16 protein-coding genes are annotated in these 16,882 nt (G+C 52.4%); 10 read left to right on the top strand and 6 right to left on the bottom strand.

Annotated features, from left to right (window positions below):
* Window positions 1–54 precede the first annotated feature (54 nt).
* Window positions 55–1,965: an ATP-dependent DNA helicase gene (locus O6D90_RS10090; protein ID WP_016156792.1), complete on the bottom strand. Its 1,911-nt coding sequence runs from the start codon at window positions 1,963–1,965 to the stop codon at window positions 55–57.
* A gap of 141 nt (window positions 1,966–2,106) precedes the next feature.
* Between O6D90_RS10090 and O6D90_RS10085 the strand changes: the two genes are divergently transcribed.
* Entirely contained in the window at window positions 2,107–2,451 is a 345-nt protein-coding gene (locus tag O6D90_RS10085) for a RidA family protein (protein ID WP_016153387.1), read from the top strand.
* Window positions 2,452–2,457: 6 nt separating this feature from the next.
* On the opposite strand, the gene O6D90_RS10080 is transcribed toward O6D90_RS10085, so the two are convergent.
* Entirely contained in the window at window positions 2,458–2,637 is a 180-nt protein-coding gene (locus O6D90_RS10080) for a YoaH family protein (protein WP_016153388.1), read from the bottom strand.
* A gap of 83 nt (window positions 2,638–2,720) precedes the next feature.
* On the opposite strand from O6D90_RS10080, the gene pabB reads away from it, so the two are divergent.
* From pabB to O6D90_RS10060, 4 genes are all read left to right on the top strand, one after another.
* Window positions 2,721–4,082, top strand: coding sequence for an aminodeoxychorismate synthase component 1 (gene pabB, locus O6D90_RS10075; RefSeq protein WP_016156793.1), 1,362 nt, complete (start codon window positions 2,721–2,723; stop codon window positions 4,080–4,082).
* 3 nt (window positions 4,083–4,085) lie between these two features.
* A complete protein-coding gene (locus O6D90_RS10070; protein ID WP_016153390.1) occupies window positions 4,086–4,664 on the top strand; it encodes a CoA pyrophosphatase in 579 nt (192 codons plus the stop codon).
* Window positions 4,665–4,847: 183 nt separating this feature from the next.
* Window positions 4,848–6,212, top strand: coding sequence for an L-serine ammonia-lyase (sdaA, locus tag O6D90_RS10065; protein ID WP_016153391.1), 1,365 nt, complete (start codon window positions 4,848–4,850; stop codon window positions 6,210–6,212).
* Between the two features lie 130 nt (window positions 6,213–6,342).
* Window positions 6,343–7,944 (top strand): EAL domain-containing protein, encoded by a 1,602-nt coding sequence (locus O6D90_RS10060; RefSeq protein ID WP_016156794.1) that lies wholly within the window; start codon window positions 6,343–6,345, stop codon window positions 7,942–7,944.
* 6 nt (window positions 7,945–7,950) lie between these two features.
* Here the strand turns inward: O6D90_RS10060 and yoaE are convergent, their stop codons facing one another.
* Complete coding sequence (gene yoaE / locus O6D90_RS10055) at window positions 7,951–9,510, bottom strand: CNNM family cation transport protein YoaE (protein ID WP_016153393.1); 1,560 nt, start codon at window positions 9,508–9,510, stop codon at window positions 7,951–7,953.
* Window positions 9,498–9,656: a protein YoaL gene (locus O6D90_RS26340; protein WP_371745393.1), complete on the bottom strand. Its 159-nt coding sequence runs from the start codon at window positions 9,654–9,656 to the stop codon at window positions 9,498–9,500. The genes yoaE and O6D90_RS26340 overlap by 13 nt, the downstream gene beginning before the upstream one ends.
* 313 nt (window positions 9,657–9,969) lie before the next feature.
* Here O6D90_RS26340 and manX point away from each other — a divergent pair, with 313 nt between their 5' ends.
* From manX to mntP, 5 genes are all read left to right on the top strand, one after another.
* Window positions 9,970–10,932 carry a PTS mannose transporter subunit IIAB gene (gene manX, locus O6D90_RS10050; RefSeq protein ID WP_016153394.1) on the top strand — a complete coding sequence of 321 codons (963 nt, stop codon included), beginning with the start codon at window positions 9,970–9,972 and terminating at the stop codon, window positions 10,930–10,932.
* Window positions 10,933–10,990: 58 nt separating this feature from the next.
* The gene (gene manY, locus O6D90_RS10045) at window positions 10,991–11,791 is read left to right on the top strand and encodes a PTS mannose transporter subunit IIC (RefSeq protein ID WP_016153395.1); all 801 of its coding nucleotides are present in this window, start codon (window positions 10,991–10,993) and stop codon (window positions 11,789–11,791) included.
* Between the two features lie 12 nt (window positions 11,792–11,803).
* Window positions 11,804–12,655, top strand: coding sequence for a PTS mannose transporter subunit IID (locus tag O6D90_RS10040; protein ID WP_016153396.1), 852 nt, complete (start codon window positions 11,804–11,806; stop codon window positions 12,653–12,655).
* 60 nt (window positions 12,656–12,715) lie between these two features.
* Window positions 12,716–13,174, top strand: coding sequence for a DUF986 family protein (locus O6D90_RS10035; RefSeq protein WP_016153397.1), 459 nt, complete (start codon window positions 12,716–12,718; stop codon window positions 13,172–13,174).
* Window positions 13,175–13,607: 433 nt separating this feature from the next.
* Window positions 13,608–14,174: a manganese efflux pump MntP gene (gene mntP, locus O6D90_RS10030; protein ID WP_016153398.1), complete on the top strand. Its 567-nt coding sequence runs from the start codon at window positions 13,608–13,610 to the stop codon at window positions 14,172–14,174.
* On the opposite strand, the gene rlmA is transcribed toward mntP, so the two are convergent.
* Together rlmA and ftsI are read right to left on the bottom strand one after the other, a co-directional pair.
* Window positions 14,171–14,980 carry a 23S rRNA (guanine(745)-N(1))-methyltransferase gene (gene rlmA, locus O6D90_RS10025; protein WP_016156795.1) on the bottom strand — a complete coding sequence of 270 codons (810 nt, stop codon included), beginning with the start codon at window positions 14,978–14,980 and terminating at the stop codon, window positions 14,171–14,173. The two genes, mntP and rlmA, sit on opposite strands and share 4 nt — an antisense overlap.
* Window positions 14,981–15,043: 63 nt before the next feature.
* Complete coding sequence (ftsI, locus tag O6D90_RS10020) at window positions 15,044–16,789, bottom strand: peptidoglycan glycosyltransferase FtsI (protein WP_016156796.1); 1,746 nt, start codon at window positions 16,787–16,789, stop codon at window positions 15,044–15,046.
* Between the last annotated feature and the right edge of the window lie 93 nt (window positions 16,790–16,882).

Genomic DNA, 16,882 nt, shown 5'->3' with positions numbered 1-16,882 from the left:
GTTTGTGATCAGGTCAATAAATTTGGCGCGCATCTTACCACACTCCGTAACAAATTACTCAGTCGTTGGTATGGCAAGAAAACGAACAGCGCGAGCAATATCACGCGTCCGCGGCGCAGGCGGAAGACTTGCCAGGAAAGTGGCACCGTAAGGTCGCATCACCAGACGGTTGTCGCAAATCACCAGCACCCCGCGGTCGTCAGCGTCACGAATCAGACGCCCCACGCCCTGTTTCAGGGTGATTACCGCATCCGGCAACTGAACGTCTTCAAACGGATCGCCGCCGCGCAAACGGCAGTCCTCCATCCGCGCTTTTAACAGCGGATCGTCCGGCGAGGTGAACGGCAGTTTATCAATAATCACCAGCGACAACGTATCGCCACGCACGTCCACCCCTTCCCAGAAGCTGCTGGTGGCAACCAGTAACGCATTACCTGCGCTGACAAACTGCTGTAACAGTTGCCCTTTACTGGTTTCGCCCTGCAGCAGCACGGGAAGGGTCATGGTGGCGCGGAATTGTTCCGCCAGATCGCGCATCATCGCGTGCGAGGTACACAGCATAAAGCAGCGACCGTTGTTCGCTTCGATAATGGGACGCAGCATGGATGCCAACTGACGCGCCGCTCCCGGTTGGTTTGTTTGCGGGAGATTACGCGGCACGCACAGCAGCGCCTGGCGGGTGTAATCAAATGGGCTTGGCAGCAGCATCGACTCGGCATCTTCAATACCCAGCCGCGCGGTGAAATGATGAAGATCATCGTTTACCGACAGCGTCGCGGAGGTAAAAATCCAGCAGCCCGGCTTCTGTTCCATCACTTCTTTGAATTTATCCGCCACCGTGAGCGGCGTCAGCGCAAGGGTGAAATGCCGCGAGGTGCATTCATACCAGTAGCTGAAACCTGGCTGGTTGATCTCTTTCAGGCGCTTCAGACGAGTACGGTAAAGCGTGGCACGTTCAAACGCGGCATCCAGCAAGGCGGAACGTCCGAGAGACAGTTTCGCCACGTCGTAACACAGCTCCAGCGTGTCATCGAGCAACAAAAACGCGCGCTGCACGCGCGGGTCGGCCAGCAGTTCCCGCAAGTTTCCTCGATAGCCCGGCTCGCCCAGTTGCAGGCGGAAGTCCTGCGCGCTTTGCGCCAGCCGGTCGGCGCATTTTTGAAGCTGCTGAGTGTCTTTCAGCTCGGTGCGATAGGCAATGGTGATGTCTTTCGCCAGATCCAGCAGTTGGCGACTGGAGAGCGATTGACCAAAATATTGGCTGGCGATATCCGGTAACTGATGCGCTTCATCGAAGATCATCACTTCAGCTTCCGGGATCAGCTCGCCAAACCCACTCTCTTTTACCACCATATCAGCGAGAAACAGATGGTGGTTTACCACGACGACATCTGCATCCATCGCCTTCTTGCGCGCTTTAACGACAAAGCACTCTTTGTACAGCGGGCAGTCGCTCCCAAGGCAATTATCGTTTGTGCTCGTCACCAGCGGCCAGGCCTGAGAGTCTTCCGCCACGCTGACGCAGGTGCTGATGTCACCATCAAGGGTTTGATTTGACCAGGAGCGTAGCAGAATGACGTCACTTAAAGTTTGTACCGGCAGGTCACCGCCCGCCAGCGCCTGTTGTTCGAGACGCTCAAGACACAGATAGTTTGAACGCCCTTTCAGCAGCGCCAGTTTACCCGTGAATTCCAGAGCCTTCGCTACTGTGGGTAAATCGCGGCTGTATAGCTGATCCTGCAACGCCTTCGAGCCCGTGGAGACAATTACTTTCTTTCCGGCACGCAGCGCAGGGGCAAGATAAGCGTAGGTTTTACCCGTTCCTGTTCCGGCTTCGACAACAAGCGGCTGTGATTTTTCGATAGCATGACTGACGGCGAAGGCCATCTGCCGCTGTGGTTCACGCGGTTTAAAACCGGGTATCGCTTTAGCCAACTGACCGTCTGCTGCAAAATCGTCCGTCACACTGCCCCCTGTTCATTTGAACAGGGATTATGTCAGGCCAGCGGCTCTTTCGCCAGTTGAAGAGGTGACGTGGACACAACATTATGGCAGTCTTGGCGCAACCCGAAGCCATTATGAAAAAACGTAAATGAGGAATGATTTATGACGATTGTGCGCATTGATGCCGAAGCGCGTTGGTCCGACGTGGTTATCCACAACAACACGTTGTATTACACCGGCGTACCGGAAAATCTGGATGCCGACGCCTTTGAGCAAACGGCAAATACGCTGGCGCAAATTGATGCGGTGCTGGAAAAACAGGGCAGCAGCAAGTCACGTATTCTTGATGCCACCCTGTTCCTGGCGGACAAAAATGATTTTGCCGCCATGAACAAAGCCTGGGACGCATGGGTTGTTGCTGGTCACGCGCCGGTACGTTGTACCGTTCAGGCCGGGTTAATGAACCCGAAATACAAAGTTGAAATTAAGATTATCGCTGCGGTATAAGCGGCGTTATTCGTCTTCATCTTCAAAACGCGCCACGATCCGCTCGCCGGTATGGCTGGCGCGTAATTCAGCAGCCACTTTCGTAATCGCCTCGCCACTGCTCATCCCCTGGGATATCAGTTCATGAATGCGTTCAACCGCCTGTTGCTGCTGATCGTGCGTGAGTGAAGGTAAACCTGCAATCATGGTGAACTCCTGCTAAATTATTAGCGCTAATTATTTCATGCTACCCGGCACATAGCCAGTGAAGTAGCAACGAGTCAGGACTGATGAAGACGTTATCTCCCGCTGTAATCACACTCCCCTGGCGTCTGGACGCCGCTGAGCACTATTTTGCCACATTAAGCCACCAGCCCTGGGCAATGCTTTTGCATTCAGGCCATGCCGACCATCCGCATAATCGCTTTGATATTCTGGTCGCCGACCCCATTACAACGCTGGTCACACATGCAGAAGAGACCGTTGTGCATGACCATCACGGCACTATGCAAACGGTTGATGATCCGATGACAGTTTTACGTTCGGCGCTGACATCGCTGACTATTCAGCCCGATTATAATCCCGATTTTCCCTTCCAGGGAGGCGCATTGGGTCTGTTCGGTTATGACTTAGGCCGTCGTTTTGAATCTCTGCCAACGGAAGCCGAACAGGATATCACGCTACCGGACATGGCGGTTGGCATTTACGATTGGGCGCTGATTGTCGATCATCAGTTGCAAAGGGTGTCGCTACTTAGCCACTCCGATGTACAGGCACGACACCGTTGGCTGGAAAATCAACAGATACCCGTGCGCGAACCGTTTTCGTTAACATCCTCGTGGCAGTCAAACATGACCCGCGAGCAGTATGGTGAAAGGTTCCGTCAGGTGCAGCGTTATCTGCACAGCGGCGATTGCTATCAGGTCAATCTTGCCCAGCGCTTTCAGGCGCATTATCAAGGCGATGAGTGGTTGGCGTTTGTACGTCTCAACCATGCGAACCGCGCCCCGTTCAGTGCGTTTTTACGTCTTGAGGAAGGGGCGATTCTCAGCCTTTCACCTGAGCGTTTTATTCTGCTGGAAAACCAGCACATCCAGACGCGCCCGATTAAAGGCACGCTGCCCAGACTTGAAGATGCCGATGCCGATCGTCTACAGGCTCAATCACTGGCGAACTCCCCAAAGGATCAGGCGGAAAACCTGATGATCGTCGATTTAATGCGTAATGATATCGGCCGCGTTGCCGAACCCGGTTCGGTACAGGTTCCGGAACTGTTCGTTGTCGAACCGTTCCCTGCCGTTCATCATTTGGTCAGCACCATTACCGCGCGTCTGCCAGAATCATTGCACGCCACTGACCTGCTGCGCGCCGCCTTCCCCGGCGGCTCTATTACCGGTGCGCCAAAAGTGCGGGCAATGGAAATTATTGACGAACTGGAACCGCAAAGACGCAACGCCTGGTGCGGTAGCATTGGCTATCTGAGCTTTTGCGGCAATATGGATACCAGCATCACCATTCGCACGCTGACAGCCACCAACGGACGCATTTATTGTTCCGCTGGCGGTGGCATTGTGGCGGACAGCCAGGAAGATGCGGAGTATCAGGAAACATTTGATAAAGTGAATCGTATTTTGCACCAACTGGAGAACTGACACGTGGAATACAGCAGCCTGACGCTTGATGATTTTTTATCGCGCTTTCAACTCCTGCGCCCGCAGGTTAATCATACTGCGCTAAACCAGCGTCAGGCCGCCGTACTGATCCCCGTCGTGCGTCGTGCACAGCCGGGGTTACTATTAACTCAGCGTTCCGTTCATCTGCGCAAGCATGCCGGACAGGTCGCCTTTCCCGGCGGCGCGGTGGATAGCAGCGATGCCTCGTTAATTGCCGCCGCCCTTCGCGAAGCGCAGGAAGAAGTGGCGATCCCACCATCCTGCGTGGAGGTGATTGGCGTTCTGCCGCCGGTCGACAGCGTGACCGGTTTCCAGGTCACGCCGGTGGTAGGCATTATCCCGCCAAATTTGCCATATCGCGCAAGTGTTGATGAAGTTTCCGCCGTGTTCGAAATGCCGCTGGCACAAGCCCTGCATTTAGGTCGTTATCATCCGCTGGATATCTACCGTCGCGGCGATTCACATCGTGTATGGCTTTCCTGGTATGAGCAATATTTCGTCTGGGGAATGACCGCCGGAATAATTCGTGAGCTGGCGCTGCAAATTGGCGTCAAGCCCTGACTATACTTATCTTTACGCACACCATAGACAACTTGAAACTCAGGTCACAACATTAGTAAAACCGCGGTTATCTATTAGTTTAATTCATGTGAATAGTTAAGCCGATCGCCGCGTTCCCTCTTACACTATGCGCAGTTATAACATCGTTACTGGAAACCCCAGTCGCCCTGTAGGAGTATTATCGTGATTAGTCTATTCGACATGTTTAAGGTGGGGATTGGTCCCTCATCTTCCCATACCGTAGGGCCTATGAAGGCGGGTAAACAGTTCGTCGATGACCTGGTCGAAAAAGGATTACTGGACAGCGTTACTCGTGTCGCCGTCGACGTGTATGGTTCACTGTCGCTCACGGGTAAAGGTCACCATACCGATATCGCCATTATTATGGGTCTGGCGGGCAATGAGCCTGCTACCGTGGATATTGACAGCATCCCCGGATTTATCCGCGACGTAGAAACGCGTGGACGCCTGCTGCTTGCGCAGGGCCAACACGAAGTGGATTTCCCGCAGAATGACGGAATGCGTTTTCACAACGGCAACCTGCCGCTGCATGAAAACGGAATGCAGATCCACGCGTACAGTGGCGAAACCGTCATTTACAGCAAAACCTACTACTCTATCGGCGGTGGATTCATCGTTGATGAAGAACATTTTGGTCAGGATGCCGCGGGCGAGGTCAGTGTGCCTTATCCGTTCAAATCCGCCACTGAAATGCTGGAATACTGCAACAGCACCGGCCTGTCTCTCTCTGGCATGGCGATGCAGAACGAACTTGCTCTGCACAGTAAAAAAGAGATTGAAGAGTACTTTGGTAACGTCTGGCAAACCATGCAGGCTTGTATCGATCGTGGTATGAACACCGAAGGCGTGCTGCCGGGTCCGCTGCGCGTTCCTCGTCGTGCTTCAGCCCTGCGTCGTATGCTGGTTTCCAGCGACAAGCTGTCCAACGATCCGATGAACGTGATCGACTGGGTGAACATGTTCGCGCTGGCCGTTAACGAAGAAAACGCCGCGGGTGGTCGCGTAGTTACTGCGCCAACCAACGGTGCTTGCGGTATCGTGCCTGCGGTACTGGCCTATTACGATCATTTCATCGAGTCCGTCAGCCCGGATATCTATACTCGTTATTTCCTGGCGGCCGGCGCGATTGGCGCGTTGTATAAAATGAACGCGTCTATCTCTGGTGCAGAAGTGGGTTGTCAGGGTGAAGTGGGCGTAGCCTGTTCCATGGCTGCCGCGGGTCTGGCTGAACTGTTAGGCGCAAGCCCTGAGCAGGTGTGTGTTGCTGCTGAAATCGGCATGGAACATAACCTCGGCTTAACCTGCGATCCGGTGGCGGGACAGGTACAGGTTCCGTGCATCGAACGTAATGCCATTGCGTCAGTGAAGGCGATCAACGCTGCGCGTATGGCAATGCGCCGTACCAGCGCTCCGCGCGTCTCGCTGGATAAAGTCATTGAGACCATGTACGAAACAGGTAAAGACATGAACGCCAAATACCGTGAAACGTCACGCGGTGGTCTGGCAATCAAAGTTCAATGTGACTAATACTTATTTTTCGCCCATCTGCGACGGATGGGCGAATTTGCCCCCTCTCCCTCGTCTGGCGTAATTTTCCCCACTACACTTGCTCTGTTGCTGTTGGCTACTGTGACCAACGGCTTATCGGGCGGCCCGCATGCAAACAGCGCAAAGGATCATCAAGAACTATCGCCGGAATCGCTTAATCGTCTGCACATTATGTGCACTACTGACGCTCATTCTCACATTAACTGTCCGATTTATTTCGGAGCGTAATTTAAATCATCGCAATACCGTTACCTTTGCCAACCACGCCGTTGAAGAGTTGGATGACGTGCTTTTGCCCCTACAGACCGGACGCGATGTACTGCTACCGCTGATTGGGCTTCCCTGCTCAGTTGCGCGTTTACCTCTGAGTAAGCATGCAGCCAGACTGCAAACGGTACGTTCTATCAGCCTGATTCAGAGCGGGATCCTTTATTGTTCCAGCATTTTTGGCTATCGCAATGTGCCTATTCGCCAACTGGAGCCTGAGTTACCCAGTCGGGAGCCGCAATTGCTGCTGTCTACCGACCATTCGTTGATTAAGGGCAGTCCGATTCTGACGCAATGGTATCCAGCATCTGCCGATGGCTCAGATGGCGTGCTGGAAATCGTTAACATTGATTTATTATCGTCCATGTTGCTTGAACCCCAGCCACCGCAAATTACCCATGCCAGCTTAACCGTCGGTAATCGCCATTTGCTATATGGACAGGGTGTTGTCGATACGCTACCTGAACTGGATAATGAAAAACGCTACCAGCTCTCATCGCAACATTTCCCCTTTACTATCAGCGTCACCGGTCCGGGTGCCAGCGAACTGGCTATAAAACATCTACCAACACAACTGCCGCTGGCGGTGATCCTAAGTTTTTTAGTGGGCTACCTGGCATGGCTGGCGACCGCCAGCAGAATGAGCTTCTCCTGGGAGATAAATCTGGCCCTTGCTGCACGGGAATTCGAGCTGTTTTGCCAGCCGCTACTTAATGCGCAAACCCAGCAATGTATGGGAGTGGAAATCCTTTTACGCTGGAATAACCCGCGCCAGGGTTGGATCTCTCCCGAAGTGTTTATTCCCATCGCAGAGGAGCACAACCTGATTGTGCCGCTTACCCGTCATGTCATCGCAGAAACCATTCAGCAACGGCACGTATTCCCGATGAGCAGCCAGTTTCATATTGGGATAAATGTTGCCGCCAGCCATTTTCGTAACGGTACGCTGCTAAAAGATCTCAACCAGTACTGGTTCAGCCAGCACCCTATTCAGCAGTTGGTTATCGAACTCACCGAGCGCGATGCGTTGCTGGATGTGGATTATCGGGTCGTGCGCGAGTTAAATCGGCTTGGCGTAAAGCTGGCAATTGACGATTTCGGCACCGGCAACAGCTCGCTCTCCTGGCTGGAAAAGCTTCGCCCGGATGTGCTGAAGATTGATAAATCATTTACCTCGGCAATCGGGACAGACGCCGTGAACTCAACCGTCACAGACATCATTATCGCTTTGGGGAAAAAACTGAATATCGAACTGGTGGCGGAAGGCGTTGAAACACAGGCGCAGGCACAGCATTTGCGCCGACACGGAGTACATTTATTGCAAGGCTTTTTGTATGCAAAGCCGATGCCGCTGCGCGATTTTCCCAAATGGCTGGCGGGCAGCACGCCGCCGCCCGCCCGGCATAACGGGCGACACAGTATGCACGTTATGCCGTTTCGCTAACCCCGCTTACTCGTCTTCGTCGTGAGCGGGTTGTTCTTTAACAATGCGAACTAAATCCACACGATAGTCATTGGCTTCGACAATCGTAATGCTCAACGGTGCAACATCGATAACATCACCTACGCGTGGAATATGGCCGTTAGCGGCAATGACTAAACCTGCCACCGTGGCGATGTCTTCATCTTCATTCACTAACGTATCCACGTCCAGCGCCTGTTGCAACGCATGCAGATCGGTACCACCTTTCACCAACCAACCGCCTGCATCAGCAATAATTTCAGGCGTTTCATCAGCATCCGGGAATTCACCGGCAATAGCTTCTAATACGTCCAGCGGCGTGACCAGACCCTGGACTACACCAAACTCGTTAGTGACGATAACAAAGCTGCCGCGGGCGCGTCGCAGAACACCTAACAGATTGATAGGATCCAGCGTTTCCGGGACAATAATAGCCGGAGACGCGGAGGCAATGGCCGCCACATCCACACCGTCTTCCAGCGCGACCAGTAGCTCTTTAGCACGCACAATACCGATGATTTCATCCAGTTCGCCACGACACACCGGGAACAGGCTGTGTGGTGACGAGAGCAATTGCTCGCGAATTTCCTCCACGCTCAGGTCTGCATCAACCCAGCTAATTTCGCCACGAGGCGTCATAATGCCGCGTAATGAACGCGATGCCAGAGAAAGGACGCCGTTGATCATATAGCGTTCTTCTTCCACAAATGCGCCTTCCGGGACGGGAACCGGCACCGGGTTGTCGGATTCCATCTGCGCGCTGGCCTGACTTTTACCCCCCATCAGACGCAGGATTGCATCGGCAGTGCGCGCACGCAGCGGCAGCGTCGACTGGTGGCGAATAAAGTTCCGACGGGCAATCTGGTTAAACAACTCAATGATGATTGAGAAGCCAATCGCCGCATACAGATAGCCTTTCGGAATATGGAAGCCAAACCCTTCGGCAACCAGGCTCAGACCGATCATTAACAGGAAGCTCAGACACAGCACCACCACCGTCGGATGTTGGTTCACAAATCGTGTCAGCGGCTTAGAAGCCAGCAGCATCACGGCCATAGCAATCACGACCGCCGCCATCATCACCGGCAGATGGTTGACCATACCGACCGCCGTAATAACGGCATCCAGCGAGAATACCGCGTCGAGTATGACAATCTGCGTCACAACAACCCAAAAACTCGCATACCCTTTTGCCTGGCCGGTATCATGTTCACGGTTTTCCAGCCGCTCATGCAGCTCTGTCGTGGCCTTGAACAAGAGGAAAATCCCCCCCAGCAGCATGATCAGATCGCGCCCCGAGAACGAGTAGTCCATTACCGTAAATAGCGGCTTAGTTAGCGTCACCATCCACGAAATCACGGACAACAAGCCCAGGCGCATAACCAGTGCCAGTGACAAACCGATTAAACGCGCTTTATCTCGCTGTTTTGGCGGCAGCTTATCAGCCAGGATCGCAATGAAGACCAGGTTATCGATACCCAGAACAATTTCGAGAACGACAAGCGTGAGCAAACCCACCCAAATCTGCGGGTCCATTAATAATTCCATGACAAGCTCCTGCTTAAGGAATGACCAAACTGCGCGCTGAGGATCTCAGGCGTTGAAGCGATATGCAGAGAAAATTTGTGGCAAAAAGTGCCAATCTGACAGGCTTGATACGGCCTGATAGTGAAATGACGTCGGTGACGATCCATATGGTGAGCTACTGCCCTATACTCCTGAGTAATTAAACCGATGCTAAACATAACAGAGACAACCGTTTTTTAGCAAAGATTTACCTTCCTTTGCAATAAGTTGTTTCGGAGATATTTTACCCTTCGAAATTTCTTTTTATCGGAAGTTAAATTACGGATCTTCATCACATAAAATATTTTTTTCGATATCTAAAATAATTCACGAAAATCATAGGTTTTTCTTTGTAACCCTTATCTGAATCGATTCGATTGCGGACGACGATTCAAATACATCTTCACGTTGATGTGTTAACGATAATAAAGGAGGTAGCAAGTGACCATTGCTATTGTAATAGGCACACATGGTTGGGCTGCAGAGCAGTTACTTAAGACAGCAGAAATGCTGTTAGGCGAGCAGGAAAACGTCGGCTGGATCGATTTCGTTCCAGGCGAAAATGCCGAAACGCTGATTGAAAAGTACAACGCTCAGTTGGCAAAACTCGATACCAGTAAAGGCGTGCTGTTTCTCGTTGACACATGGGGAGGCAGCCCGTTTAACGCTGCGAGCCGCATTGTCGTCGATAAAGAGCATTACGAAGTCATCGCCGGTGTGAACATTCCCATGCTGGTTGAAACCTTCATGGCGCGTGATGACAACCCCAGCTTCGATGAATTAGTGGCACTGGCCGTTGAAACCGGTAGTGAAGGCGTGAAAGCGCTGAAAGCAAAACCGGTGGAGAAAGCCGCTCCAGCCCCAGTCGCGGCGCCAAAAGCAGCAGCTCCCGCCAAACCGATGGGTCCGAACGATTATATGCAGATCGGCCTGGCGCGTATTGATGACCGCTTAATCCATGGTCAGGTGGCAACTCGCTGGACCAAAGAAACCAACGTAACACGCATTATCGTCGTCAGTGATGAAGTTGCCGCCGATACCGTGCGTAAAACGCTGCTGACCCAGGTTGCACCTCCGGGTGTGACGGCGCATGTGGTTGATGTCGCGAAAATGATCCGCGTCTACAACAACCCGAAATATGCAGGTGAGCGTGTGATGCTGTTGTTTACCAACCCGACCGACGTAGAACGTATCGTTGAAGGTGGTGTGAAAATTACCTCTGTAAACATTGGCGGTATGGCTTTCCGTCAGGGTAAAACGCAGGTAAACAACGCAATTTCTGTCGATGAAAAAGACATCGAAGCCTTCAAGAAACTCAACGAACGCGGTATTGAGCTCGAGGCTCGTAAGGTTTCTACCGATCAGAAACTGAAAATGATGGATTTGATTGCCAAGGTGAAATAACGCCCTGGCATTTACTTAGTTTTCACACTTAAGTCTGTATAGCAATAGGAGAAGTACAATGGAGATTACCACTCTTCAGATTGTGCTGGTGTTCATCGTCGCATGTATCGCGGGTATGGAGTCGGTACTCGATGAATTTCAGTTCCACCGTCCGTTGGTGGCCTGTACGCTGATTGGTGCCGTTCTCGGTGATATGAAAACCGGTATCATCATCGGTGGTACCCTGGAAATGATCGCCCTGGGCTGGATGAACATCGGTGCTGCGGTTGCACCTGATGCCGCATTGGCCTCAATTATCTCTACCGTTCTGGTTATCGCGGGTCACCAAAGCATTGGTGCAGGTATCGCGCTGGCTATCCCACTGGCAGCAGCAGGCCAGGTACTGACCATCATCGTTCGTACTATCACCGTAGCATTCCAGCACGCAGCGGATAAGGCGGCAGAAAACGGTAACCTGACGGCGATCTCCTGGCTGCACGTATCCTCCCTGTTCCTGCAGGCTATGCGTATCGCTATCCCGGCGGTAATCGTGGCGATTTCTGTTGGTACCAGTGAAGTTCAGAGCATGCTTAATGCCATTCCGGAAGTTGTGACCGGCGGTCTGAACATCGCAGGGGGTATGATCGTAGTGGTTGGTTATGCGATGGTCATCAACATGATGCGCGCAGGCTACCTGATGCCATTCTTCTACCTCGGCTTCGTCACCGCGGCATTTACTAACTTCAACCTGGTTGCTCTGGGTGTGATTGGCGCAGTAATGGCTATCCTCTACATTCAGCTGAGCCCGAAATATAACCGCGTAGCCGGTGCACCTGCTGCTGCGGCTGGCAATAACGATCTCGATAACGAACTGGACTAGCAGGTGAGCGAAATGGTTGATATGACTAAAACTACCACCGAGAAAAAACTCACTCCGAGTGACATTCGTGGCGTGTTCCTTCGTTCTAACCTGTTTCAGGGTTCCTGGAACTTCGAACGTATGCAGGCGCTGGGTTTCTGTTTCTCCATGGTGCCGGCTATCCGCCGCTTGTACCCGGAAAACAACGACGCACGTAAGCAGGCTATTAAGCGTCACCTGGAATTCTTTAATACCCATCCGTACGTAGCGGCCCCCGTATTGGGCGTTACGCTGGCGATGGAAGAGCAGCGTGCAAACGGCGCAGAGATTGACGATGGTGCCATCAACGGTATCAAAGTTGGTCTGATGGGACCGCTTGCAGGCGTGGGCGACCCGATCTTCTGGGGTACCGTACGTCCGGTATTCGCCGCACTTGGCGCAGGTATCGCGATGAGCGGCAGTCTGCTTGGACCACTGCTGTTCTTCATCCTGTTTAACCTGGTTCGTCTGGCAACCCGTTACTACGGTGTGGCATACGGCTACCGTAAAGGTATCGATATCGTTAAAGATATGGGCGGCGGCTTCCTGCAGAAACTGACTGAGGGGGCGTCAATCCTCGGCCTGTTTGTCATGGGGGCATTGGTTAACAAGTGGACGCACGTAAACATCCCGCTGGTGGTTTCCACCATCACCGGTCAGGATGGTCAGACTCGCGTCACCACTGTGCAGACTATCCTTGACCAGCTGATGCCGGGTCTGGTTCCTCTGCTGTTGACTTTCGCCTGTATGTGGCTGCTGCGTAAAAAAGTGAACCCGCTGTGGATCATCGTTGGCTTCTTCGTCATCGGTATCGCGGGCTACGCTGTCGGACTGCTCGGCCTGTAAGACTGTTGTACACCGCCGGGGGCTTGCCCCCGGTTTTTCTATTTAGAGGGTTGAGGATTCATGACTATCACGGACCTGGTGCTGGTTCTTTTTATCTTTTCGCTGCTGGCGTATGCCATTTACGATCAGTTCATCATGCCCCGCCGTAATGGCCCTACTCTGTTGTCTGTCGCCCTGCTTCCTCGTAGCAGAGTCGACAGCGTTATCTTCCTTGGCTTGATTGCTATTCTTATCTACAACAACATCACCAGCCACGGCGCGCAATTTACCACATGGTTATTATGTGCACTGGTATTGATGGGACTGTATCTGTTTTGGATCCGTACGCCAAAAATCATCTTCAAACAGAAAGGCTTTTTTTTCGCCAATGTCTGGATTGAATATAACCGGATTAAAGAGATGAATTTATCTGAAGACGGCGTCCTGGTGATGCAATTAGAACATCGAAGATTACTGATTCGCGTACGGAATATAGACGATCTCGAAAACATATATAAACTTTTAATTTCAAATCAGTAAGTTACAAATATAGCCTGAACTATGTTTTTTATATATCCATTCAAAAATAAACATAGCTAAGGCTATATCCCACCGCTCATAATGTTATTTATTTTAACGTTTTATTTATAAATAAATCTAAATGAAAATCGTTTTCAATTAGAGGCCAAATATTATTTCTGCGTTTCTTGTTTTATATTCTCAAAATATGTTAAGGTTGCGCCCGTCGTTGGGGAGTAGCCGATTTCCAGACTCCGGAAATGTACGTGTCAACATACTCGTTGAAAAACGTGGCGCGTACGGACTGATCTTACAGGTTCAGTCAGGCGAGACCATAGGCACATCAACTGCAATGCATACCTGAATGGCGCTGTATTTACAGTGATTCCAGCCTGTATGCATGGTTACTGGGGGCAGTGATGTGTGTTATGGATACCCCGGTCAGGACGCTGTTATGAATCTCACCGCTACTGTTCTTCTTGCTTTCGGCATGTCGATGGATGCTTTCGCTGCATCAATTGGCAAAGGCGCCACCCTGCATAAACCCAAATTTTCTGAAGCACTGCGCACCGGCCTTATTTTCGGTGCCGTTGAAACGCTTACGCCGCTCATTGGCTGGGGCATGGGTATGCTCGCCAGCAAATTTGTACTGGAGTGGAACCATTGGATCGCCTTCATTCTGCTGATCTTTTTAGGCGGACGAATGATAATAGAAGGCTTTCGCGACGACGGGGATGAAGATGAAGAGCCACAGCGCCGCCATGGCTTCTGGCTGCTGGTCACCACCGCCATTGCAACCAGTCTCGACGCAATGGCCGTCGGGGTGGGTCTGGCTTTCCTGCAGGTCAACATTATTGCCACAGCGCTGGCCATCGGCTGCGCCACGTTGATTATGTCTACGCTCGGCATGATGATCGGTCGTTTCATTGGCCCGATGCTGGGCAAGCGAGCTGAAATTTTGGGCGGGGTGGTACTGATAGGTATTGGCGCCCAGATCCTCTGGGCACACTTCCACGGTTAATTCAGGCGCTGCCAGATATGAATACTAAAGTCTGTCTGGCAGTCAAACGTCGTTTTACCGGCTAACGTTTCCCACACTTCCGGCTTTGCCCGCCAGGCGAACGGCGTCATTTGCAGTAACGCAACGGCCTCGCTACCTTTGAGCTGCATCTGATACCCCAGCGCAAGACTCTCTTGCAGAACAAAACCGTCCAGTTGCTCAGTGTGCGGCGCATGCAAACGCACCTCATCATAAATCAGCCCTTTCAGCTCCATTAAATGACGCGGACCCGGCGTGGCGGTAATAACCCAGCCCCCCGGTTTGACCACGCGAGCCAGCTCCGGCGCTTTACAGGGAGCGTAGATCCGGATGATGGCATCCATTGACTCGTCGGCAAACGGCAGGCGATGGCTGGAGGCAACGCAAAAGGTCACCTGCGAATAACGTCGGGCTGCGGACTTAATCGCCACTTTAGAGACGTCAAGACCAAAGGTTGTACAGCCCGTCAGCGCATCGGCAAACGCATGGGTGTAATACCCTTCCCCACAGCCAATATCCAGGATCGCCGCATCTTCTGAACTCAACCTCTGGGTGAGCGCATCCACAATTGCATCGCGCAGCGGCTGATAATGTCCGGCATCGAGAAATGCCCGGCGCGCCTGCATCATCTCCGCGCTATCACCCGGATCGCGCGACCGTTTGTGCTGAACCGGCAGTAAGTTGACATACCCTTCTTTCGCCACGTCAAACTGGTGCCGCCCAGGGCAGACAAAACTGTTATTCGCTTGAGTAAGAGGCTGGTGGCAAAGAGGACAGGAAAACGACATGACAACTCCGGCAGGTGACTTAAGGGCGCAAGTGTAACGCGAATTACGCCCTGGGAAAATAACTTACAGCGACGGCGAGGATACGTTGCTGCCGTGCATTACCAGCAGATGCTCGGAGTCGGCAGGCATACCGTCAGGCTTTACGTTTTCCAGACGCAGGACATCACCCATTATCTGGCTGAATACCGGTGCGGAGACTGCCCCCCCATAATAAGCACCGTTTTGCGGGTTATTTATAACCACAACCAGCGCGAACTTTGGGTCGCTTGCTGGCGCAACGCCCGCCGTATAGGCCACATATTTATCGACATATTTGCCGTCATCGCCAATTTTCTTTGCCGTTCCGGTCTTAACCGCGACGCGATAATCTCTGACCGCAGCCTTGGTTCCCCCGCCGCCGGGTAGCGCGACGCTTTCCATCATATGTTCAACCTGGTGAACCAACGCCTCCGGCATCACCCGCGTACCTATTACCGGCGGATCGATACGCGTAATAGAAAGGGGTCGATAGATACCAAAACTGCCGATGGTGGCATATACATGCGCCAGTTGGAGCGGCGTCACCATTAATCCATAGCCAAATGCGAAGGTTGCCCGGTCCAGATCGCTCCAGTAGCGGCGTTGAGGCATTAATCCGCGACTTTCCCCGGTTAAACCCAGTCCGGTTGGATCGCCAAAGCCAAAGCTTTTATAGGTATTCAGTAATTTCTGTACCGGCATCGCCAGCGAAAGGTGTGACACGCCGGTATCGCTCGATTTCTGCAAGATCCCGGTCAGCGATAGCTCCGGGTAAAATCCGACGTCGCGGATGCGATGCCCATCAACAATAAAAGGATGAGTATCAATCACGCTGTCAGGCTGTACTATCCCCTGCTGCAGAGCGGTCATAATCACCAGTGGTTTTACGGTTGAACCGGGTTCAAAGGTATCGCTAATTGCACGATTACGAAAATCATCCAGTACCGCGCCATCACGGTTATTGGGATTGAAATCGGGAAAGCTTGCCATGGAGAGTATTTCGCCGGTGGCAATGTTGACCAGCACTGCGGCCCCTGATTCCGCTTTATTCCATGTCACGGCATTGTCCAGCGAGTCTTCAGTAACCGTCTGCAAACGCTCATCAATGCTGAGCTGTAATTCATGCGCCGGCACCGGCATCACTTCCGTGATATTTTCGATGACATGGCCAAATTTGTCTTTCCGTACCAGGCGGGAGCCAGGTTTGCCCATCAACTGGCTATTGAAGCTTTTCTCCAGCCCTTCAATCCCCTGACCGTCAATGTTGGTGAAACCAATCAGATTGGCCGCAACATGTCCGGCGGGATAAAAGCGGCGGGACTCTTCACGCAGGTTGATTCCCGGCAGATCCAGTTTATCGACCCATTCTGCCTGCTGAGGAGAGATCTGGCGCGCCAGATAGATAAACCGCCCGGCTGGATTGCTGTTAACGCGTTCAGCCAGCGTGCTGAGCGAAATATGCAGCGTTTTCGCTAACGCCTGCCAACGTTCGTTATAGCCAACGCCACCCTTGCTGATAATCGTCTTCGGATCGGCCCAGACGGCGTTAACCGGAACGCTTACCGCCAGCGGTCGCCCTTCTCTGTCGGTTATCATTCCGCGTGGCGAAGCGATGGACACCTCGCGTAAGGAACGCATGTCTTCCTGTTTCACCAGATTCGTCGGCGTGACAATTTGCAACCACGCAACCCGCCCCAGCAGCAATCCAAGGCTCAATAATATTGCCACGCAAAGCAGGGCAAAACGTACGGGAGTAAAATTGCGCGCATCGCCGTCGTTTTTCTTTTTCACCCGAACTCCAACAAGATAGTTATTCAGGTGTCTGATTTAACGGGAAATGCCGTAAGAAAGCGGGGAAAACTATGCTACGAACATCACGCCTTT

This window comes from Citrobacter sp. 21OH12SH02A-Citro (genome assembly GCF_027919895.1).
In the GTDB taxonomy this organism is placed as follows: domain Bacteria; phylum Pseudomonadota; class Gammaproteobacteria; order Enterobacterales; family Enterobacteriaceae; genus Citrobacter; species Citrobacter braakii.
Note: the sequence above shows the minus strand (reverse complement) of the source record. Positions and strands in the feature narration are given on the sequence as shown.

Coding starts and splice junctions, on each gene's coding strand:
- mntP (WP_016153398.1), top strand. CDS start 13,608: ATGAATCTCACCGCTACTGTTCTTCTTGCTTTCGGCATGTCGATGGAT.
- O6D90_RS26340 (WP_371745393.1), bottom strand. CDS start 9,656: ATGGATCGTCACCGACGTCATTTCACTATCAGGCCGTATCAAGCCTGT.
- rlmA (WP_016156795.1), bottom strand. CDS start 14,980: ATGTCGTTTTCCTGTCCTCTTTGCCACCAGCCTCTTACTCAAGCGAAT.
- O6D90_RS10080 (WP_016153388.1), bottom strand. CDS start 2,637: ATGATTGCAGGTTTACCTTCACTCACGCACGATCAGCAGCAACAGGCG.
- O6D90_RS10060 (WP_016156794.1), top strand. CDS start 6,343: ATGCAAACAGCGCAAAGGATCATCAAGAACTATCGCCGGAATCGCTTA.
- O6D90_RS10085 (WP_016153387.1), top strand. CDS start 2,107: ATGACGATTGTGCGCATTGATGCCGAAGCGCGTTGGTCCGACGTGGTT.
- pabB (WP_016156793.1), top strand. CDS start 2,721: ATGAAGACGTTATCTCCCGCTGTAATCACACTCCCCTGGCGTCTGGAC.
- manY (WP_016153395.1), top strand. CDS start 10,991: ATGGAGATTACCACTCTTCAGATTGTGCTGGTGTTCATCGTCGCATGT.
- O6D90_RS10035 (WP_016153397.1), top strand. CDS start 12,716: ATGACTATCACGGACCTGGTGCTGGTTCTTTTTATCTTTTCGCTGCTG.
- yoaE (WP_016153393.1), bottom strand. CDS start 9,510: ATGGAATTATTAATGGACCCGCAGATTTGGGTGGGTTTGCTCACGCTT.
- O6D90_RS10040 (WP_016153396.1), top strand. CDS start 11,804: ATGGTTGATATGACTAAAACTACCACCGAGAAAAAACTCACTCCGAGT.